We start from the raw sequence: 20,935 nt of genomic DNA, 5'->3' as shown, positions 1-20,935 counted from the left end.
TGAGCTCGGGCGGGGCGGCGCAGGCTACAGGAGCGGGCGGGGCGGCCTGGAGAGCCGGCGAAAAAGCTACGACGGCGGACCGCCCGCGCTCCCGTGAACGTCCCGAGGCCACCGTCCGCATCTCCCCGACCACCCCGCCCCGCCCGAGCCGTGTCCGACCGCCCCGTCTCCGACTTCCTCCGCCACCACTACCGCCACTTCAACGCCGCCGCGCTCGTCGACGCCGCCGAGGCGTACCGCGCCCACGTCGACGGCGGCGGGCGGATGCTCGTCGCCCTCGCCGGCGCCATGTCGACGGCCGAGATCGGGCTCTCGCTCGCGGACATGATCCGCCGCGGGCACGTCCACATCGTCTCGTGCACGGGCGCGAACCTCGAAGAGGACCTGTTCAACCTCGTCGCGCACGACCACTACGAGCGCCTCCCGAACTGGCGCGACCTCACGCCGGCCGACGAGCAGGCGCTCCTGGAGCGCGGCATGAACCGCGTGACCGACACGTGCATCCCCGAGGAGGAGGCGTTCCGCCGCATCGAGGCCGCGCTCGTCGACGAGTGGCGCGGGGCCGAGGAGCGAGGCGAGCGTCTGTTCCCGCACGAGGTGCTCTACCGGATCATCCGCTCGGGCCGTCTGGAGGAGTTCTACCAGATCGACCCCAAAGACAGCTGGCTCGTGGCCGCCGCCGAGGCCGACCTGCCGATCGTGACGCCGGGCTGGGAGGACTCGACGACGGGCAACATCTTCGCCGCGCACGTCCTGGCCGGCGACGTCAAGAGCCCGCACACCGTCAAGCACGGGGTCGAGTTCATGACGTGGCTGGCCAACTGGTACACGGCCAACGCCGACGGCGCGGGCATCGGCTTTTTCCAGATCGGCGGCGGCATCGCCGGCGACTTCCCGATCTGCGTGGTCCCCATGCTGGAGCAGGACCTCGACCGGCGGACGCCGCTGTGGGCCTACTTCTGCCAGATCTCGGACTCGACCACGAGCTACGGGTCGTACTCGGGCGCCGTCCCCAACGAGAAGATCACGTGGGGCAAGCTCGGCCCGGACACGCCGCGCTTCATCGTCGAGTCGGACGCGACGATCGTGGCGCCGCTCATTTTCCAGTACGTGCTCGAACGGTCGGAGCGGGGCGGCGCCTGAGCGGGCGGGGCGGCCGGGTTTGTGCGCCCACCCCACCCCACCCCGCCCCGCCCAGAGCGCCCGCCCGCCCGCACCCCGTCCGCCCGGAGCCCACCCCGCCCGGGCGGGGCGGCGTAGACTGCGGGGACGGTCCCCCCGCCCCGTGCACTCATGGCTCAGGCCCCGCCCGGGCGCCGCCCCGGCAAACAGGCCATCCTCCGCGAGGTCTACGAGACCAACCGGACCGGCACGCCGCCGCCCCGCCGGCGCCGCCCCGCCCCCACGCCGCCGCCGCCCGAGCGGGGCGGGGCGGGGCGGGCGTGGGTGGCCGTCGCCGCGGCGCTCGCCGTCGCGCTCGCCGCCGTGGGGGCGTGGGCGCTCGCGCGGCCCGAGCCCGCCCCGCCCTCGCCCCCCGCCGCGGACGCGGGCGCGCTGGAGGACCCCGCCCCGCCCCGCCCCGCCGGCTCGGGCGGCGTGGCCGACGTGCTGGGCCTCGACGTGCGGACGATCGTGGTCGACCCCGGCCACGGGGGCTACGACCCCGGCGCCGTCGGCCCGGGACGGCTGGAGGAGAAGGCCGTCACGCTCGACGTGGCCCGGCGGCTCCGCGACCGGCTCGAGCGGGGCGGCGACTACCGCGTGCTCCTGACGCGCGACGACGACCGCGCCGTGTCGCTGGCCGAGCGCGTCGCGTTCGCCGACCGCGCCGGCGCCGACCTCTACGTCTCGGTCCACGTCAACGCGCTGCCCGACCCGGCGCTGGCGCCGGTCGAGACGTACTACTTCGGCGTCGAGGCGGACTCGACGGCGCGGGCGCTGGCGCGAGCCGGCAACGCGGGCGGCGGGTTCTCGGTCGCCGAGTTCAACGCGGCCGTGCGCCGGGCGGGCATGGCCGTCAAGCTCCAGGAGTCGCGGGCGCTCGCCGAGTCGGTGCAGCGGGCGCTCGTGGACCAGGGCGGCCTCGTGTCGCGGGCCGACTGGGGCGCCAAGCCGGCCCCGTTCGCCGTGCTCCTGCACACCGAGGCGCCGGCGATCCTGGCCGAGATCACGGCGCTCAGCAACCCCGCCGAGGAAGACCGCCTGCGCACGGCGGCCTACCGCGATGCGATCGCCGCCGCGCTCGAAGCGGGCGTCCTCACGTACCTTCAGGGCTCCCCCCCACCCGCCGCCGCCGATGCCCCCCGCGAAGAAGACCGATAAGACCTCCGCCCCGCTCCACGTGGGCATCGACCTGGGCACGTCGCGGAGCGCGGCGGCCGCCTCGAACGAGAAGACGACGTGGGTCGAGAGCTACGTCGGCTGGCCCAAGGACTTCGTCTCCCGCAAGATGCTCGGGAAAGAGGTCCTCTACGGCGCGGACGCCGTCCGCCACCGGATGTCGCTCGACCTCGTGCGCCCGCTCGAGGGCGGGGTGATCCGCGAGGGCTCCGAGCGCGACCACGAGGCCGTGCGCGAGCTGATCCGCCACCTGCTCGAAGCCGTCCAGACCGAGGACGACCAGCCCGTCCGCGCTGCGATCGGCGTGCCGGCCGAGGCGCTCCACGCGAGCAAGGCGGCCGTCCGCGACGTCGTCGGCGACCTGGCCGAGGCGCTCATGATCGTGTCCGAGCCGTTCGCGGTCGCCTACGGGATCGACGCGCTCGACGGCGCCATGATCGTCGACATCGGCGCCGGCACGGCCGACCTGTGCGTCATGCACGGGACGATGCCGACCGAGGAGGACCAGCGGACGCTCACGCTGGCCGGCGACGCCATCGACCGCCAGCTCGCGCGGCGCCTCAGCGAGCGGTACCCGTCCGTCCGCTTTGGCGAGACCACGCTCCGCCAGGTCAAGGAGGCCTCGGCGTTCGTCGGCGAGCCCGAGGGCAAGGTCTCGGCGCGCGGCGCCGACGCCTCCACGCTCGGCGACTACGACGTGACGGACGACCTCCGGGCCTCGTGCGAGAGCATCGTCCCGGCCCTCGTCGAGGCGGCCGCCGACCTCCTCTCGCGCTACGAGCCCGACTTCCAGGAGACCGTCCGCAAGAACGTGTACCTCGCCGGCGGCGGGGGCCAGATCCGCGGGCTCGCCGAGATGCTCGAGGCCGAGCTCGCCAAGACCGGCCCCGCCCGCGTCCGCACCGTCGACGACCCGCTCTACAGCGGCGCCCAGGGCGCGCTCGCGCTCGCGCAGGACATGCCGGCCGAGTACTGGGAGGACCTGTAGCCGAGGGATGAGGGAGGGATCGGGGATGGAGGGACGGGCAGACAAACGCTCGTCCCTCCGTTCGTTTTCGCCCGTCGCCGCCGCTCCCTCATCTCGGTTCTGACACGGGATCGCTGAGTTTGCAAGGCATTCGCCACCCCGCCCGTGTCCCCGCCCCTCGCCCAGAGGAAGAGGGCGGGGTGGGCGTGTCGCAACCACTCGGCAACCGGGTGTCAGCGCCCCCGCTACGCCGGCAGGTCCGCCACGGCGACGGCGTGGGCGAACGCCTCGGCCCGCGCCCGGTCGCCCCGCCCGACGCCGAACGAGACGGCGCCGCGCGGCCGGCCCGGGAGGTCGCGGAGGCCGCCCCGCTCCATCGGCGTCAGCCGGAGCGTGCCGCCCCAGCGCCCCGGCTCCCACCGGACGTCAAGCACGTCGTCCAGCGAGTAGACGCGCCGCCGCACCGGCAGCCGGAGCCCGCCGAACAGCGGGTGCGGCAACTCCACGCCGAGCCGGTGCGCGCCCGCTGCCGTCCGGTGGAGCGACAGCGTCCCCGCCACGGACAGCGCGCCGTCCCCCAACCCGCCCAGCGTGACGGGCACGTCGGCCAGGCGGACGCCTGGGAAGGCCGCGTCCACGACGGGCGGGGCGGCCAGCTCGCGCCAGACCAGCCGCAGGAACGCGACACTGGACGGCACGAGGGGCGGGGCGGCGAGACGCACCGGGAGCGGAGCCTTGGTCATGGGGCGGGGCGGCGGTTCGGGGCGCCCGTACGGCGCTCGGAGAAGCGGGTTACGCCGGGGCCGCCCCGCCCTCGATCTCGGCCCGCCCCGCCCGTGCGGGAATCGTCCGTTTAGAAGCCGGGGTCTGCCCGTGAACGTTTCGGGCCGAGCGGGGCGGACGGCGCTCCCACCCCGCCCCCGGCGGCGCGGGGCGGGCGCCCGCGGCGGAGAGGGCGGGGCGGCTCACGGCACCGGCCGTAGCTTCGCGGCCAGGCAATCTCCCCCTCCACCCCGCTCTCATGGCTCACCACGCCGTCACCCCGCACGAAGGAAAGCTCCTCGTGCTCACGCCCGGCCTCGGCGCCGTGGCCACCACGTTCGTCGCCGGCGTCGAGATGGTGCGGCAGGGGGCGGGGCAGCCCTTCGGGTCGCTCTCGCAGATGCAGACGATCCGCCTGGGCGCGCGGTCCGAGAACCGGACGCCGCTCATCCGCGACTTCTGCGACATCGCCCCGCTCGGCGACCTGGAGTTCGGGGCGTGGGACGTCCACGCGGCCGACGCCTACGACGCGGCGCTCCACGCCGGCGTGATCGACAAGCACGAGCTGGCGCCCATGGAGAGCTTTCTGCGGACGGTGAAGCCGATGGAGGCCGCCTTCGACCAGCAGTACGTCCGCCGCCTCGACGGCCCGAACGTGAAGCCGGAGGGGACCAAGAAGGAGTGGGCCGAGGCGCTCCGCGCCGACATCCGCCGGCGGCTCGACGAGACCGGCGCCGCGCGCGCCGTCATGGTGTGGTGCGGGTCGACGGAGGTGTACCTCCGCCCCGCCCCGTGCCACGAGACGGTCGAGGCGTTCGAGAAGGGGCTCGAGGACGACGACCCGGCCATCTCGCCGTCCCAGCTCTACGCCTACGCCGCCATCATGGAGGGCGTCCCGTACGCGAACGGCGCCCCCAACCTCTCAGCCGACGTGCCGGCCCTGGAGCAGCTCGCCGAGGAGAAGGGCGTCCCGCTCGCGGGCAAGGACTTCAAGACGGGCCAGACGCTCATGAAGACGATCCTGGCCCCGGGCATGAAGGCCCGGATGCTCGGCGTCAACGGCTGGTTCTCGACCAACATCCTGGGCAACCGCGACGGCGAGATCCTCGACGACGCCGACAGCTTCCGCGCCAAGGAGGTGACGAAGACGGGCGTGCTCGACTCCATCCTCCAGCCCGACGTCTACCCCGACCTCTACGAGGACCTCTACCACAAAGTCCGCATCAACTACTACCCGCCGCGGGGCGACGAGAAGGAGGGCTGGGACAACATCGACATCTTCGGCTGGCTGGGCTACAAGATGCAGATCAAGGTCGACTTCCTGTGCCGCGACTCGATCCTGGCGGCGCCCATCGTGCTCGACCTCGCGCTCTTCCTCGACCTCGCCGCGCGGGCGGGGCGGTCGGGCGTCCAGGAGTGGCTCTCGTTCTACTTTAAGAGCCCGCACGTCGAGGTCGGCCACGTGCCCGAGCACGACCTGTTCATCCAGCACGTCCGACTCAAGAACACGCTCCGCGTGATGATGGGCGAGGAGCCGCTCACGCACCTCTCGGAAAACGACGAGATCTACGAGAACGCGGACGCCTCGTGAGCGCCGCCGGCCACCCCGCCCCGGCGGGCACGGGCGGGGCGGGGCGGGAGCCCGCAGGGCGGGCGGGGCTCGTCCTCGCCGCCGGGTTCGGCTCGCGCCTCGCCGGCGTCGACGCGGGCACGGCGCTCAAGCCGCTCACGCCGGTCGCCGGCGTCCCGCTCGCCGCGCGGACGCTCCGCGGCCTCGAACGGGCGGGGTGCGCCCGAGCCGTCGTGGTCCTGGGGTTCGAGCCGGACGAGGTGCGCGCAGGCGTCGAGGCGGCCTACGACGGGCCGCTGGAGCTGGCGTTCGTGGTCAACGAGCGGTACGCCGACTCGAACGGCGTCTCGGTCCTGGCCGCGCGGCCGCACCTCGACGGCCCGTTCGTGCTCACGATGGCCGACCACGTCGTGGGCGACGAGGTGTGGGACCTCGTGCGCGACCACCGCCCCGCCCCGGACGGCGCGACGCTGCTCGTGGACTACAAGCTGGAGACGGTCTTCGACATGGACGACGCGACCAAGGTGCAGACGGCGAACGGCCGCGTCGTGGCGATCGGGAAGGAGCTGGAGGCGTTCGACGCCGTCGACACGGGCGTCTTCGTGTGCACGGACGCCCTCCCGGACGCGCTCGCCGCCGTCGACCGCGAGCGGGGCGACGCCGCGCTCTCCGACGGCGTCCGCCGCCTGGCCGAGCGGGGCCGGATGGCGGCGCTCGACGTGGGCGACGGGTTCTGGCAGGACGTGGACACGCCGGCCATGCTGGCGCACGCCGAGCGCCGCCTCGGCGAGCGGGGCGGGGCGGCGTAGCGACCACCCCGCCCCCGCTGCCGACGTGCGGTGGCGGGTCTGGCTGCTCCCACGGCGGGCGGCCGCTCAGACGGGCGGGGCGGCCGGACGAGGCTGGGGTCACAGGGCTGGGGCCGTCCAAGACCGCCCCGCCCGCCCCAGACACGACGCGTCGTGTCCCTATGGTGCTACGCGGGCGGGGCGGCCTCGGGCGGGGCGGCGGTCGTCCCTACGACACACGGCGGGGTGGCCGGAACTTTTCGCGGCGCCCGCCCCATCCCCCATCCCCCATCCCCCATCCCCCATCCCCCATCCCCCATCCCCCATCCCCCATCCCCCATCCCCCATCCCCCATGACCCTCGACGTGTTCGCTGACATCGCCTGCCCGTGGTGCTACATCGGGGAGGCGCGCCTCGCGGCCGCCCTCGACGCCCGGCCGCACCTGGGCGTCGAGCGGCGGTGGCGGCCGTTCCAGCTCCAGCCCGGGCTCCCCCGCGAGGGCGCCCCGCGTGAGCCGTTTTTCGAGCAGAAGTTCGGCGGCGCCGACGCCATGAGCGCCGCCTTCGACCACGTCACGCGGGCGGGGCGGGAGGCCGGGCTCGCGTTCCGGTTCGACCGGCTGGCCGGGGCGCCCAACACCACCGACGCCCACCGCCTCGTGCTCCTCGGCGCCACTTACGACCGCGCCTTCGAGACGGCCGACGCCCTGTTCGAGGGCTACTTCTCCGACGGCCGCGACCTGAACGACGCCGAGGACTTCGTAGCCATCGCCGAGCACGCTGGGCTCCCCGCCGCCGACGCCCGCGCGCTGCTCGGCGACGACCGCTTCGAGGCTGACGTCCGGCGGAGCCAGGAGATTGCCGCGCAGTCCGGGATCTCGGGCGTCCCGCTCTACCTGTTCGACGGACAGTTCGCGCTCTCGGGCGCGCAGCCGGTCGAGGCGTTCGTGCAGGCTCTCGACCGGGCCGCCGAGGCGGGGATGGAGGACGCCGCGGGCGCTCCGTAGCTTCCGCCCCCCCCCGACCGCCCCATGCAGACCGCCCCGCCCGCCCCCGACTCGGCCGCCGTCGACTCGCTCGTCCTCCAGCCCCTCGACGTGAGCGACGCGGCGTCGGGGCTGTGGATCAAGCTGGGCGAGTGGTACGAGGGGCTCGTCGTGCTCCTGCCGAACCTGTTCGTCGCCGTCCTCATCGTCGTCGCGGCCGCGTTCCTGGCCCGGCTCGCTCGGCGCGTCGTGTCGGCCCTGCTGCTCCGGGTGACGGACCACGCGCCGCAGGCCCGGAACGTCGTCGAGCTGCTGAGCACGCTGGCCTACGTGGCCGTGCTCGCCGTCGGGCTGTTCCTGGCGCTCCGGGTCATCGGCCTCAGCGGCGTCGTGACGACCCTCCTGGCCGGGGCCGGGATCGTCGGGCTGGCGTTGGGGTTCGCGTTCCAGGACATCGCGGCCAACTTTATCGCCGGCGTCCTCATGGCCGTGCGCAACCCGTTCGTGGTCGGCCAGATCATCGAGTCCAACGGGTTCATGGGCACCGTCAAGGAGATCTCGCTGCGGTCGACGGTGATCGACACGTTCGCGGGCCAGAAGGTGATCGTCCCCAACGCGAAGGTGTTCGGGGACCCCATCGTGAACTACTCGGCCCGGCTCGACCGGCGCGTGGACGTGGCGTGCGGCGTGGGCTACGGCGACGACCTCGAGCACGCGGAGCGGGTGGCGGTCCGGGCCATCGAGGGGCTCGACGGGATCGCCCGCGACAAGCCGGTCCAGCTCTACTACAGCGAGTTCGGCGACTCGTCGATTAACTTCACGCTCCGGTTCTGGGTCTCGTTCGGAAAGCAGACCGACTTCCTGGACGCGCAGTCCCGGGCCATCAAGGCCATCAAGGCGGCGTTCGACGCGAACGGCGTGACGATCCCGTTCCCCATCCGCACGCTCGACTTCGACCCCAACGGCGGCGTCGACCTCCGGTCCGCCCTCAAGGGCTCCGGGGGCGGGGCGGCGGACGGCCCGCAGGACGACGACGACGGACGCTACGACGATGCGTACGGCGACCCGTACGACGACGGCGGGCGCTGACTCACCCCGCCCGCTCCAGTGCTCGCGGGGAGGCCGATCCCGCCCCGCCCCGCCCGCGAGCGCCGCCTCTAGCTGGAGGCCGACTTCGCTCCGCTCAGTTCCACGGCAGCTCCGCCACAACGTCCTCGTGGAGCGCCGCGCGGACGTAGCCGACGAGCGCCCGCCGGCCCGGGCCGTCGCGGTGGACGCGCCCCTCGTCGGTCCGCATGCGGACGCGGCAGACGGGGAGGCCGGGGATCACGACCACGCCGTCGATGAGCGCGCGGCCGTCGCCGTCGCCGGCCGTCGTGATGAGGACGAACTCGGGCGTCGGGTCCGGGAACCCGAACTGAGCAAAGTCGCCGGAGGGCGAAGAGAGGGACATGGAGCCGGGGTCGGTGTCCCCTTCCTATCGGCCCGCCTCGCCCCCGGGTAAAGGGCGGGGCGGGATCCGAGGCGCGAAAGCCAAGCGCCATCCCGCGGCGGTCGGGGCGGGGACCGCGTCCCACCCCGCCCGCTTCCTGGGCGGGGCGGGCGGTCCGCAGCGTCCGCGCGCGCGCCGGTCCAGGCGCACGGTCGTCCTGCGCGCGCCGCCCCGCCCTACGCCGCCGCCACGGGGGCGGGGCGGCCCAGACCGGCCGCTTTGGCGAGCGCGTCGCGGAGGCCGTCGAGGGTGACGGGCTTGGTGAGGTAGTCGTCGGCGCCGGCGTCCAGGCACGTTTCGCGGTCGCCGCGCATGGCGTTCGCCGTCAGCGTGAGGACGTAGGGCTGGCGGTCGGGCGGGAGGTCGGCCCGGATGCGGCGCGTGGCTTCGAGCCCGTCCATCCGCGGCATCTGCACGTCCATGAGCACGAGGTCGTAGGGGCGCAGGGCCAGCGCGTCGAGGGCCTCGACCCCGTCGGCCACCACGTCGGCCGTGTGGCCGAGCCGCTGGAGCAGGCGGAGGGCCACCTTCTGGTTGACCACGTTGTCCTCGGCCAGCAGGATGCGGACAGTGGGCGGAGCCCGCTCCGCCCGGACGATGAGCGTGCCGCCCGCGTCCGGGGTATCGCCCACATCTGGGGCGTCGCCCACCCCACCGTCGTCGTCGGGGCAGGGCGAAGCGAGCGCGTTGGTGAGGGCGCCGAAGAGGGCGTCCGGCTTGACCGGCTTGTAGAGCACGGCGCAAGCGCCGGCGGCGAGCGCCTGCTCGCGGACCGCGCGGTCGCGCGTGATCGACGTGAGCATGACGACGGCCGGGCAGTCGGCCCCGTCCGGGCGCGCGGCGAGCGCCTGGGCCACGTCGAGCCCGCTCATCCCGGGCATCTGCGTGTCGAGGACGACGACGTCGACCGGCCGCCCCGCCCCCGCCGCGCGGTCGACGGCGGCGAGCGCCTCCGGCCCCGACGCCGCCTCCTCGACTTCGCCCCCCCACCGGGCGACAAGGTGCGCGAGGACCCCGCGGCCCACCCCGTTGTCGTCGACGACGAGCACGCGGCGCCCCCCGAGCGTGGCGTCCCGGCGGGCCAGCGGGCGGGGCGGGCGCGCGACGCCGAGCGGGACGGTGAACGCGAACGTGGACCCCACGCCGGCTTCGCTCTCGACGCCGATCTCGCCGCCCATCAGCTCGACGAGCCGCCGGCTGATGGCGAGCCCCAGCCCGGTCCCCCCGTACTCCCGCGTCGTCGAGGCGTCGGCCTGCGTGAAGCTCCCGAACACGTGGTCGAGCTTGTCAGAGGCGATCCCGATGCCCGTGTCTTCGACCGCGAACCGGAGCGCGACCGCCCCGCCCTCGCCCAGCGCGTCGGCCTCGGGCGGGGCGGCCTCGGGCGGGGCGGCCTCGGGCGGGGCGGCCTCGGGCGGGGCGGCCTCGGGCGGGGCGGCCGAGACGCGGACGCACACGCTCCCCTCGTGCGTGAACTTGACCGCGTTCGAGAGCAGGTTCACCAGCACCTGCCGCACGCGCGTCGCGTCGCCGACGACGGCGGCCGGGACCTCGGCATCGACAAGGTGGACGAGCTCGACGCCCTTCTCGGCCGCCGGCCGGGCCACGAGGTCGAGCGCGTCCTCGACCACCTGCCGCACATCGAAGGGGGCCTCCTCGAGGTCGAGGTGCCCGGCTTCGATCTTCGAGAAGTCGAGGATGTCGTTGATGAGCGTGAGGAGCGCGTCGCCGCTCGTGCGCACGGTCTCGACGAACTCGCGCTGCTCGTCGTCGAGGGCCGTGCCGAGCAGGAGCGACGTCATGCCGACGACGCCGTTCATGGGCGTGCGGATCTCGTGGCTCATGTTGGCCAGGAACTCGCTCTTCGCCCGCGTCGACGCCTCGGCCGCCTCCTTGGCCGCGACCAGCGCGCTCTGGGCCTCCCGCTCGACCGTCACGTCGCGCGTAACGGCGATGACCCCGACCGCCCCGCCCGCGGCGTCGCGGAGCGGGACGTGCGTGGTCTCGGCCGTACGCCGGTCGCCGGTCCCGTTGAGGAGCGGGTGCTCGAACGGGCAGCCCGGCGCGTTCCGTTTGAGGACGGCCTGCATCCGGCCTTCGATGTCGCAGGCGAGCGCCGGGGGGAGCGTGTCGGCCGCCCGCTTCCCGATTATGTCGCTGGGCGCCGCGACCGGATTGTACCGGCTGGCGTCGGCGTTGGCGAGGGCGACGCGGAAGTCGGCGTCCATGACGAGGACCGAGAGCGGGAGCGCGTCGACGGTTGCCTGGAGCAGCCGCTTCTGGTCCTCGACGGCAGCCCGCGCGCGGCGCTCGTCGGTCACGTCGCGCGTGACGCCGACCACGCCGACGACCGCCCCGCCCCCGTCGCAGAGCGGGACCCGCGAGGTTAGCCCTGTCCGCTCCTCGCCGTCGGGACGGGCGAGCGGGTGCTCCACGTCGAGGATGGCCTCGCCCGACTCCAACACGGGGAGGCGGCTCCGGAAGATCTGCTTGGCCATCGAGCCGACAAACACCTCGAACACCGACCGCCCCACGGCGGCCTCGACCGAGTCGACCGTCGCGTCGGCGAGGCTGGCCACGTTGGCCGCGAGGACGCGGCCGTCCCTGTCAATCGCGACGACGACGTCGGGGACCGTGTCGATCACCGCGCGGAGCAGCGCGTGCTGCCCCTCCGCCTCGCGCTCGCGGGCCTCGGCCGCCCGCTTCGCCTCGCGGAGCGCGGCCTCGGCGGCCCGCGCCTCGGTCACGTCGCGGAAGATGCCGACGAGCCCAGCGACCTCGCCGTTGGCCTGCCGGAGCGGGACCTTCGACGTGTGGAACCACCGCTCCTCGCCGGCGATGGTCAGCGACTGCTCGTCGCTCAGCGTCTCGCCCGTCTCCATCACGTGGACCTGCCGCTCCCAGTCGTACCGGGCCACCGGCTCGGGGAGCACGTCGAACGGCGTCGTGCCCAGGCCGTCCTCGACGTGGTCGTACCCCAGCATGGCCGAGCACGAGGCGTTCCGCGTGACGCACCGCCCCGCCCGGTCGTTGACGTAGACGTAGTCCGGGAGGCTGTCGATGACGGTCCTGAGGAGGACCCGCTGCTCCTCGGCCTCGCGCCGCTCGTCTTCGGCGGCCTCCTTGGCGGCGACGAGCGCGGCCTCGGCCCGCTTCGCCTCGGTCACGTCGCGCGAGACGCCGACGAGCCCGACGACCGCCCCGCCCTCGTCGCGGAGCGGGACCTTCGTCGTCGAGAGCCACACCTCGCGGCCGTCCGAGGTTGTGTAGAAGTCCTCCTGGTCGTGGACGGCCTCGCCGGACGCCATCACGGCCTGGTCCCCCGCCGCGACCTCGGCGGCGAGCGGGGCGGGGAGCGTGTCGAACACGGTGAGCCCGATTGTCTCGGCCGGGTCGTCGTGCCCGATCAGCCGGGCGTCGGCGACGTTCCGCACCACGCACCGGCCCTCGGCGTCGCGGACGAAGATGGCGTCGGGGATGGCGTCGACGAGCGTCCGCAGCAGCCGCTCCCGCGCGGCCACGCCGTCCCGACTCCGCCGCAGCGCCCGCGTCACGTGGACGTGGACAGCCCCGGTAATCGCGATGAGCGAGGCGATGACGGCGAAGTTCGACACGAGGAGGAGAGCCTCGCCGACCGGCGCCCCGGCGACGGCGAGCGTAGCGGCCATGGTCGCCACGAGCGCCCCCACCCCGCCCCACACGGACCGTGTCGACGGGGAGTACAGTGCGATGATGATGGCCGGCCCGCTCCCCACGACGAAGATCCCCATGGTCCACGGTCCGTCCAGCCCGTTGAGGACTCCCAGCCACGTGAAGTACGCGACCAGGCCGCACGCCACGACGACCGAGACGGGGTAGATCCTCCGGCGGACGCCGGCGGAGACGAGGGTGAGCGCGATGACCGCGGAGCAAACCGCGGCGCACGCGACTCGGTAGGCGAGAGGGTCGACGTACGTCGGGTCCAGGAGCCGGTACGGGAGCCAAAAGGCGACGCTCGCGACGGCGCCGATCCCCATCATCCACCGGAACTCGGCGAGGGCCTTCCCCCCGGCTTCGTGGTGGGGGCGGGGTGGCAGGGCGGGGGGCAGCGGCATGGCGGCGGAGGGGCGCCCGTCGGGTATCGGCCGGGCGGGGCGGGACTATAGAAACCGCCCCGCCCACGCGCAGCGGGGCAGACCGCCCCGCCCTCGCGCGGCAGGGCAACCGGGCGGGGCGGCTGAGCGGGGTGTGAGGGCGGGGTGGTCCTGCCGGCGCTACGCGGGCAACGGGTCCGCCTCGGAGGCCGCCGGCCCCGCCGCGACGGACGCGATGGCCGCCGCCAGGGACTCCCGGTTGACCGGCTTCGAGAGGTAGCTGTCGCACCCGGCGTCCAGGCACAGCTCGCGGTCGCCGCGCATCGCGTTCGCCGTGAGCGCGATGACGCGGGGCTGGTGGATGTTGGGGTCGGCGCGGATGCGGCGCGTGGCTTCGAGCCCGTCCACGTGGGGCATCTGCATGTCCATGAGTACGACGTCGTAGGCCTGCCGCTGGACGGCGTCGACGGCCTCGGCGCCGTCGGCGACGACGTCGGCCGTGTAGCCGATGCGGTCGAGCAGGCGGAGGGCCACCTTCTGGTTGACCGCGTTGTCCTCGGCGACCAGGATGCGGAGGGGCCGCGCAGCGGAGCCGGCCGCCGCCCCGCCCGGCCGAGCCACCCACGCCGTCCGCCGCTCGGGCGCCGCGTCCGGCCCGTCGGAGCCGCCCCCGAACAGGCCCAGGACCGTCCGGTGGAGGGAAGCCGGCTTGGTCGGCTTGTAGAGCACGGCCTGGACGCCGGCCGCCGCCGCCCGCTCCCGGAGCGAGGCGTCCCGGTTGATCGACGTCAGCAGGACGACGGCGGGGCCGTCGCCGGCCTCGGCGCGCCGCGCCTGGAGGTGCTGGGCCGTCTCCACGCCGTTCATCTCGGGCATCTGCATGTCGAGGAGCACGAGGTCGTACGGCCGCCCCGCCCCGTCCGCCTCGGCCACCGCCGCGAGCCCCGCCCCGCCCGAGGCGACCGCGTCCGCCGTCATGCCCCAGCGCTCCACCACCCGCGTCAGGATCTCGCGGTTGACGGCGTGGTCGTCGACGACGAGCACGCGGCGGCCGTCGAGCGCCGGCTGCTCGCGCTGGAGGAACGCCTGGCGCTCGCCTGCCACCACCGTGACGGCGACCGAGAACGTGAACGTAGACCCCACGCCGGCCTCCGACTCGGCCCCGATCTCGCCGCCCATCAGCTCGACGAGCCGGCGGCTGATGGCGAGCCCCAGCCCGGTCCCCCCGTATTCCCGCGTCGTCGAGGCGTCGGCCTGCGTGAAGCTCCCGAACACGGCGTCCACCTTGTCGGCGGCGATCCCGATGCCCGTGTCCTCGACCGCGAACCGGAGCGCGACCGCCCCGCCCTCGCCGGGCATGACCGGCCCGCTCTTGCCCAGCACGTCGGCCTCGGGCGGGGCGGCCTCGGGCGGGGCGGCCTCGGGCGGGGCGGCCGAGACGCGGACGCACACGCTCCCCTCGTGCGTGAACTTGACCGCGTTCGAGAGCAGGTTCACCAGCACCTGCCGGACGCGCGTCATGTCCCCGACGACCTGCTGGGGGACGCCGTCTTCGACGTGGTAGGCCAGCTCAACGCCCGTAGCCGCCGCGCGCTGCGCGACGAGGTCGAGCGCGTCCTCGACCGCCTGCCGCACGTCGAACGGGTGGGCTTCGAGGTCGAGGTGCCCGGCCTCGATCTTGGAGAAGTCGAGGATGTCGTTGATGAGCGTGAGGAGCGCGTCGCCGCTCGTGCGCACGGTCTCGACGAACTCGCGCTGCTCGTCGTCGAGGGCCGTGCCGAGCAGGAGCGACGTCATGCCGACGACGCCGTTCATGGGCGTGCGGATCTCGTGGCTCATGTTGGCCAGGAACTCGCTCTTCGCCCGCGTCGACGCCTCGGCCGCCTCCTTCGCGGCGAGGAGCGCGGCCCGGGCCTCGTGCTGCTCGGTCACGTCGCGCGTGATCCCGACGACGCCGACCACCCCGCCCTCGCGGTCGTACAGGGGGACGCGCGTCGTCGAGACCACGCGGGCGCCCCCGCCCACGTCGGGGTAGACGTGTTCCGTGTCGAAGATGGCGCGGCCCGTTTCGAGGACCGGGAGCCGCCCGCTGTGGATCAGCGACGCGACGGCCGGCGAGAACACGTCGTGCGCCCGCTTCCCGACCAGGTCACAGAGGGCATCGACTGTCGACTGAGCGACGCTGACGGCGTTGGCGGTGACGAACCGGCCCTCGCGGTCGACGACGAAGATGGCGTCGGGGAGCGCGTCGAGGAGGGTCCGCAGCACCCGCCGGTTCTCCTCCGTCTCGCGCTGGTGGGCCGCCACCTGGCGGCTCGTCTCCGACAGCTCCTGGATCGCCCGGAGCCGCGCGGCGGCCATGACGTAGGTGCTGATCCCGATAAAGACGAAGGCTCCGACGGCCAGCGCCGGCTGAATCCCGGGCTCGGGTGTGAGGAGAACGAACGCCGAGTTGAGGGCCGTGAGCCCCACCAGCAGCCAGCCCGTGCGCCGGGCGCTGTCGCTCATGAACCCCACCACGAGGGCGCAGGCGAACGTGGGGAACATCTGCCCCACCGCCCACGGCCCGTCGTACCCGTTGCGGAGCGAGACCCACCCGAAGTACCCGACGACGGCGTAGGCCACCGGCACGACGACCAGGCCCGGCCGCCGCTGTACCCGACTGCTCACGAACGTCGCAACGACCAGCCCGAGCGGCAGCGTGGCCAGAGCGAGCCGCCCGACGAACGGGTCGTCGTAGCTCGGGTCCTGGAGGTAGAACGTGATCCAGAAAAACGGGATCGCGACCGCGGCCGCCGAGGCCACCCACCGGACGCCCATCAGCGTCGGGTGAACGTCGGCTCTGCTCATCGAGAGTGGGCTCATGGGCGTGACGGCGCTACGCGAGGAGCGGGTATCGGCAGGCCGCCCCGCTCCTAAATCGCCGCGCTCTTTCCACCTGACATTCCGCCCCGCCCGGGTCCGCCCCGCTCCCGCGGGCGGGGCGGCAGACGGGGCCGCCGACTCTTTCCCAATAACGGCTGCCATGGTGGCAGCCGCCCCGCCCCTGGCACGGCCTTCGCCGATGGAGGGGAAACGACTCTGATCCGCCGGCGTCCGCCACTCTGACCGCCGAACCGACCACCCCGCCCATGAACCTCCAGAAGTTTACCGTCAAGGCCCAAGAGGCCGTCCAGGCCGCGCTCGAGATCGCGCAGGCCGAGAACAACCAGGGGCTCGAGCCGCCCCACCTGCTCAAGGCGTTCCTCCAGGACGAGGGCGGCCTCGTGCCCACGCTCCTCTCGCGGCTCGGGGCCAACGCCGAGACGCTCTCGGCCCTCGCCGACCGGGCCATCGAGAAGCTCCCGACCGTGACCGGCGCGTCGGTGTCCGGCCAGTACGTCGGCGACGCGCTCAACCGCGCGTTCGACGCCGCGCTCCAGGAGGCCGAGGCGCTGGGCGACGAGTACGTCGCGTCGGAGCACCTGCTCATGGCCCTCGCCGAGGGCGAGGGCGGGGTGGCCAACGCGCTCCAGAGCCAGGGCGTGACCAAGGACGCCGTGCTCGGCGTGCTCCAGCAGGTGCGCGGCGGGCAGCGCGTGCAGGACCCCTACGCCGAGTCCAAGTACGACGCGCTCAACCGCTACGCCCGCGACCTCAACGAGGCCGCCCGCAAGGGGCGCATCGACCCGGTCATCGGCCGCGACGAGGAGATCCGCCGCGTGCTCCAGATCCTGAGCCGCCGCACCAAAAACAACCCAGTCCTCGTCGGCGAGCCCGGCGTGGGCAAGACGGCGATCGCCGAGGGGCTCGCCATCCGCATCGTCGAGGGCGACGTGCCCGAGGGGCTCCGCTCGAAGCGCATCCTCGCGCTCGACATGGGCGCGCTCATCGCCGGCGCCAAGTACCGCGGCGAGTTCGAGGACCGCCTCAAGGCGGTCGTAAAGGAGGTGGCCGACTCGGACGGCGAGGTCGTCCTGTTCATCGACGAGATCCACACGCTCGTGGGCGCCGGGGGCGGGGAGGGCGCCATGGACGCGGCCAACATCCTCAAGCCGGCGCTCGCGCGCGGCGAGCTCCGCGCGATCGGGGCGACGACGCTGGACGAGTACCAGAAGTACTTCGAAAAGGACAAGGCGCTCGAACGGCGCTTCCAGATGGTGCTCGTGGCCGAGCCGTCGGTCGAGGACACCGTCGCGATCCTGCGCGGGATCAAGGACCGCTACGAGCTCCACCACGGCGTCCGCATCACGGACGGGGCGATCGTGGCGGCGGCCGAGCTCTCGGACCGCTACGTCACCAACCGCTTTCTGCCCGACAAGGCCATCGACCTCGTCGACGAGGCGGCGTCGCGGCTCCGGCTCGAGATCGACTCGACGCCCGAGGAGCTCGACCGCGTCGAGCGCGAGGTCCGCACGCAGGAGATCGCCCGCGAGGCCGTCAAGCGCGAGGGCGACGAGGGCGGGGTGGAGGAGATCTCGGCGCGCCTGGCCGACCTGGAGGAGGAGCGCGACCGGCTCCGCGCGCGCTGGGAGCAGGAGCGCGACCTGGTCATGACGATCAAGGAGTCGAAGGCCGAGATCGACCGGCTCAAGACCGAGGCGGCCGACCTGGAGCGCCAGGGCGAGTTCGGCCGCGTGGCCGAGATCCGCTACGGCCAGATCCCCGAGCTCCAGGAGACCATCGACGCCACGACGGCGCGGCTCGCCGAGGTCCAGGAGGGCGGGGCGATGCTCAAGGAGGAGGTCGACGCCGAGGACATCGCCGACGTCGTCTCGCGCTCGACGGGCATCCCGGTCTCGCGGATGCTGGCGACCGAGCGCGAGAAGCTCCTGCACCTGGAGCGCGAGCTCGAAAAGCGCGTTGTCGGGCAGCCCGAGGCCGTCGAGGCCGTCGCGAACGCGGTCCGCCGGAGCCGGGCGGGGCTCCAGGAGGCGAGCCGCCCGCTGGGCTCGTTCATCTTCCTCGGAACGACGGGCGTGGGCAAAACCGAGCTGGCGAAGGCGCTCGCCGAGCAGCTGTTCGACGACGAGAACGCGCTCGTGCGCATCGACATGTCGGAGTACCAGGAGCGCCACACGGTCTCGCGCCTCGTCGGCGCGCCTCCCGGCTACGTGGGCTACGACGAGGGCGGGCAGCTGACCGAGGCCGTCCGCCGCCGGCCGTACTCGGTCGTGCTCCTGGACGAGTTCGAGAAGGCGCACCCCGAGGTCTACAACGTGCTCCTGCAAGTGCTCGACGACGGCCGCCTGACGGACTCGAAGGGCCGCGTGGTCGACTTTTCGAACACGCTCATCATCATGACCTCGAACCTGGGGTCGGAGCTCATCACGCAGCAGCTCGGGCAGGGCCAGGACGTGACGGAAGACGAGCTCGACCGGCTCCGCGACGAGCTCCTGGCGCTCCTGCGCACGCGGCTCCGGCCCGAGTTCCTCAACCGGATCGACGAGACCGTCGTGTTCCGCCCGCTGGGCCGCGACCAGATCCGCCAGATCGTCGCCATCCAGTTCGACCGGACGCGGCGGATGGCCGAGAAGTCGCACGGCCTCCGCCTCGTGCTGACCGACGCGGCCGCCGACGCCGTCGCGGCCGAGGGGTTCGACGCCGCGTTCGGCGCACGCCCGCTCAAGCGCGTGCTCCAGCGCCAGGTGGCCAACAAGCTGGCCGAGCAGATCCTGGCCGGCCTCGTCTCCGACGGCGACACGGTCACGGTCGTCGCCGCGCCTGGGGGCGGGGTGGCGCTCGAAACCTCGCGCGGCCGCCCCGCCCCGCCCGAGGGCGACGGCGCGGACGTGCCGATGGCGCCGGCGGGCGAGGCGTAGCGCGGGCGGGGTGGGTGTACGTTGCCCCGCCCGCGCCTCGGACCGATGCCTGCGGTCTCCTTGCTACTACGGCCTCGTCGTTTACCTGTACTTCTACGACGAGGGTCAGCACCACGAGCCCCACGTCCACGTCAAGTACCAGGGGGAGGAGGCCGCCCTGCGCATCCCGGACGGCGAGGTTCTCGACGGAACCCTCCCCCGCGGTAAGCTGAAGCTGGCCCAGGCCTGGATGGAGATCCACGCTGAAGAGCTCGAAGCCAACTGGGCATTGGCGGCGGCCGGCGAGCCCGTGTTCAAGATCGACCCCCTCCGCTGATGGCCCTCCGCACCATCGTCTCGGCCCGCCCCGCCCATGAGGGGGTTCTGCACGTCCGGTTCGCGTCCGGCGAGGAGCGACTGTTCGACACCCGGCCGTTCCAGCGGAGCGACTTTTTCCAGCGCCTCGCGGACCCCGGCTACTTTGCCCAGGTCCGCGTCGAGGCGGGGACGGTAACGTGGCCGGAGGGGCACGACTTCGATCCCGGGACGGTCTTCGCGAGAGGCGAGGAAGTCGGCGCCTCCGCCGGAAGGGCTCGCTGAGGGCGGGGCGGCGTTCAGAACCGCCCCGCCCGAGGGCACCGGCCGGCGAGGCGTAGCGCGGGCGGGGTGGTCCGCCGCCCCGCCCTGGCGGCCCCGCACGGGCGGGGCGGTTCTTGGCTCGCGTGACCGGCCGGGGCCGCAAACTCCGTGGTAGAGGGTGGACCCCCACGACCACCCCGCCCATGCGCCACCGCCCCGCCCCGCTCCTCCTCGTCGCCGTCCTCGGCCTCTCCCTGGCCGGCTGCGCCGCGGGCGACCGCATCATGGACCGCGCGGGCCAGGCCGCCGAGCGCGCCCTCAACCGTCAGATCGACAACCGGACCAACCGGGCCGTCAACGGCGCCATCGACGGAGCGTTCGCGGCCGGCGAGGACGCCGTCCGCTGCGCGTTCGACGACGACGCGTGCGTTCGCCAAGCGACGGGCCGCGGCGAGAACGTGGTCCTGGTTGACCGCGACGGGACGCCCGTCGACCGCAACGGCAACCCGGTGGACGCCGACGACGTCGAGGGCGCGATCGTCCGCGCGCCCGGCTCGGCCGGCCCGCCGCGCCCCGGCGTCACGAACACGGGCTTCGACTTCGAGCCCGGCGCCCGCACGCTCTTCGAGGACGACTTCGAGGGCACGCGGACCGGCAACGTCCCCGGCTCCATCCGGTTCATCAAAGGCGAGATGGACGTCGTCGAGGACCGCGGCAACAAGGTGCTCCGCGTGCTGCGCGAGTCCATGTTCGGCGTCCCGATGGGCGAGCGGCCGGACCTGTTCACGATCGAGTTCGACGTCTACATGGAGCCCAACGCCGCGCTCTGCATCACGACGACGAAGATCGACGAGTACAGCCGGCTCGACGGGATGCGCTCGTGCGAGCAGGCCGTGGCCTGGATGGACATGACCGCCTTCCGGATCGCCAGCGGCACGGGCCGCGTCCCGCATCAGACCGGGTTCATCGCTCCCGATGGCAGCTCCAGTGGTACGGGCGCGTTCGGAGGGTACGCGCCCCTAGCCGAGCGCTACGTCCCCGTCCGCGCGACGATGGACGGGACCTACCTCAAGGTCTACCTCGACGAGACGCGGGTGGTCAACATCCCAAACGCCCAGCTAGCGCCGGGCTCGGAGCTCATCTTTTTCGTCCAGAGATACTCGGGCTCCTACGCCGAAGAGACGGTGTACATCGACAACCTGCGCGTGGGCTCCGGCGGCCAGGAGACGGGCTACGGCGCGCTTTCGACCGGCGGCCGCGTGACGGCGCGCGGCATCCTGTTCGAGAGCGGGAGCGCCCAGCTCACGGGCTCGTCCACGGCCGAGCTGACCCAGCTGCTCGCTGCCCTCGAAGACGCCCCCGGGCTCCGCGTCCGCATCGAGGGCCACACGGACGCCTCGGGCGGGGCGGACACGAACCGGCGCCTCAGCCAGCAGCGCGCCGACGCCGTCGCGGCGTGGCTGACGGGCCGCGGCGTCTCGCCGTCGAGGCTCGAAGCCGTCGGCATGGGCGAGGACCAGCCCATCGCCTCGAACGACACGGCGGCCGGGCGCGAGCAGAACCGGCGCGTCGAGATCGTCGGTTTGTGAAGCCTCCGC

At 73.6% G+C, this 20,935-nt stretch carries 15 protein-coding genes; 11 read left to right on the top strand and 4 right to left on the bottom strand.

Annotated elements, in window-relative coordinates; all coding sequences use genetic code 11:
- Window positions 1-150 precede the first annotated feature (150 nt).
- From RM540_RS04235 to RM540_RS04225, 3 genes are all read left to right on the top strand, one after another.
- Window positions 151-1,143: a deoxyhypusine synthase family protein gene (locus RM540_RS04235; protein WP_311662286.1), complete on the top strand. Its 993-nt coding sequence runs from the start codon at window positions 151-153 to the stop codon at window positions 1,141-1,143.
- Between the two features lie 150 nt (window positions 1,144-1,293).
- Window positions 1,294-2,322 carry an N-acetylmuramoyl-L-alanine amidase family protein gene (locus RM540_RS04230; protein WP_311662285.1) on the top strand — a complete coding sequence of 343 codons (1,029 nt, stop codon included), beginning with the start codon at window positions 1,294-1,296 and terminating at the stop codon, window positions 2,320-2,322.
- The gene (locus RM540_RS04225) at window positions 2,297-3,328 is read left to right on the top strand and encodes a rod shape-determining protein (protein WP_311662284.1); all 1,032 of its coding nucleotides are present in this window, start codon (window positions 2,297-2,299) and stop codon (window positions 3,326-3,328) included. Before RM540_RS04230 ends, RM540_RS04225 begins: the two co-directional genes overlap by 26 nt.
- 224 nt (window positions 3,329-3,552) lie before the next feature.
- Here the strand turns inward: RM540_RS04225 and RM540_RS04220 are convergent, their stop codons facing one another.
- Window positions 3,553-4,050, bottom strand: a complete 498-nt coding sequence (locus RM540_RS04220; protein WP_311662283.1) for a hypothetical protein — start codon at window positions 4,048-4,050, stop codon at window positions 3,553-3,555.
- Window positions 4,051-4,328: 278 nt separating this feature from the next.
- Between RM540_RS04220 and RM540_RS04215 the strand changes: the two genes are divergently transcribed.
- The 4 genes from RM540_RS04215 to RM540_RS04200 all read left to right on the top strand — a co-directional run bounded on the left by RM540_RS04215 (window position 4,329) and on the right by RM540_RS04200 (window position 8,502).
- Window positions 4,329-5,660 carry an inositol-3-phosphate synthase gene (locus tag RM540_RS04215; RefSeq protein ID WP_311662282.1) on the top strand — a complete coding sequence of 444 codons (1,332 nt, stop codon included), beginning with the start codon at window positions 4,329-4,331 and terminating at the stop codon, window positions 5,658-5,660.
- Entirely contained in the window at window positions 5,657-6,448 is a 792-nt protein-coding gene (locus RM540_RS04210; protein ID WP_311662281.1) for a phosphocholine cytidylyltransferase family protein, read from the top strand. The genes RM540_RS04215 and RM540_RS04210 overlap by 4 nt, the downstream gene beginning before the upstream one ends.
- Before the next feature lie 332 nt (window positions 6,449-6,780).
- Complete coding sequence (locus tag RM540_RS04205) at window positions 6,781-7,434, top strand: DsbA family oxidoreductase (protein ID WP_311662280.1); 654 nt, start codon at window positions 6,781-6,783, stop codon at window positions 7,432-7,434.
- Window positions 7,435-7,458: 24 nt separating this feature from the next.
- A complete protein-coding gene (locus RM540_RS04200; protein ID WP_311662279.1) occupies window positions 7,459-8,502 on the top strand; it encodes a mechanosensitive ion channel family protein in 1,044 nt (347 codons plus the stop codon).
- 94 nt (window positions 8,503-8,596) lie between these two features.
- Here the strand turns inward: RM540_RS04200 and RM540_RS04195 are convergent, their stop codons facing one another.
- The 3 genes from RM540_RS04195 to RM540_RS04185 all read right to left on the bottom strand — a co-directional run bounded on the left by RM540_RS04195 (window position 8,597) and on the right by RM540_RS04185 (window position 15,843).
- Window positions 8,597-8,866 carry a hypothetical protein gene (locus tag RM540_RS04195; protein WP_311662278.1) on the bottom strand — a complete coding sequence of 90 codons (270 nt, stop codon included), beginning with the start codon at window positions 8,864-8,866 and terminating at the stop codon, window positions 8,597-8,599.
- A 215-nt stretch (window positions 8,867-9,081) separates the two neighbouring features.
- Entirely contained in the window at window positions 9,082-12,999 is a 3,918-nt protein-coding gene (locus RM540_RS04190; protein ID WP_311662277.1) for a PAS domain-containing hybrid sensor histidine kinase/response regulator, read from the bottom strand.
- Window positions 13,000-13,158: 159 nt separating this feature from the next.
- Window positions 13,159-15,843 carry a response regulator gene (locus tag RM540_RS04185; RefSeq protein ID WP_311662276.1) on the bottom strand — a complete coding sequence of 895 codons (2,685 nt, stop codon included), beginning with the start codon at window positions 15,841-15,843 and terminating at the stop codon, window positions 13,159-13,161.
- A gap of 266 nt (window positions 15,844-16,109) precedes the next feature.
- Here RM540_RS04185 and clpB point away from each other — a divergent pair, with 266 nt between their 5' ends.
- The 4 genes from clpB to RM540_RS04165 all read left to right on the top strand — a co-directional run bounded on the left by clpB (window position 16,110) and on the right by RM540_RS04165 (window position 20,926).
- Window positions 16,110-18,779, top strand: a complete 2,670-nt coding sequence (gene clpB / locus RM540_RS04180; RefSeq protein ID WP_311662275.1) for an ATP-dependent chaperone ClpB — start codon at window positions 16,110-16,112, stop codon at window positions 18,777-18,779.
- A gap of 10 nt (window positions 18,780-18,789) precedes the next feature.
- Window positions 18,790-19,095, top strand: coding sequence for a DUF4160 domain-containing protein (locus RM540_RS04175; RefSeq protein WP_311662274.1), 306 nt, complete (start codon window positions 18,790-18,792; stop codon window positions 19,093-19,095).
- Window positions 19,095-19,358: a DUF2442 domain-containing protein gene (locus tag RM540_RS04170; protein ID WP_311662273.1), complete on the top strand. Its 264-nt coding sequence runs from the start codon at window positions 19,095-19,097 to the stop codon at window positions 19,356-19,358. The genes RM540_RS04175 and RM540_RS04170 overlap by 1 nt, the downstream gene beginning before the upstream one ends.
- Before the next feature lie 182 nt (window positions 19,359-19,540).
- Entirely contained in the window at window positions 19,541-20,926 is a 1,386-nt protein-coding gene (locus RM540_RS04165) for an OmpA family protein (protein ID WP_311662272.1), read from the top strand.
- Window positions 20,927-20,935: the final 9 nt, after the last annotated feature.

Source organism: Rubrivirga litoralis (assembly GCF_031846415.1).
GTDB lineage: Bacteria > Bacteroidota > Rhodothermia > Rhodothermales > Rubricoccaceae > Rubrivirga > Rubrivirga litoralis.
The sequence above is the reverse complement of the archived record's forward strand: the minus strand, read 5'-3'. Positions and strand labels throughout refer to the sequence as shown.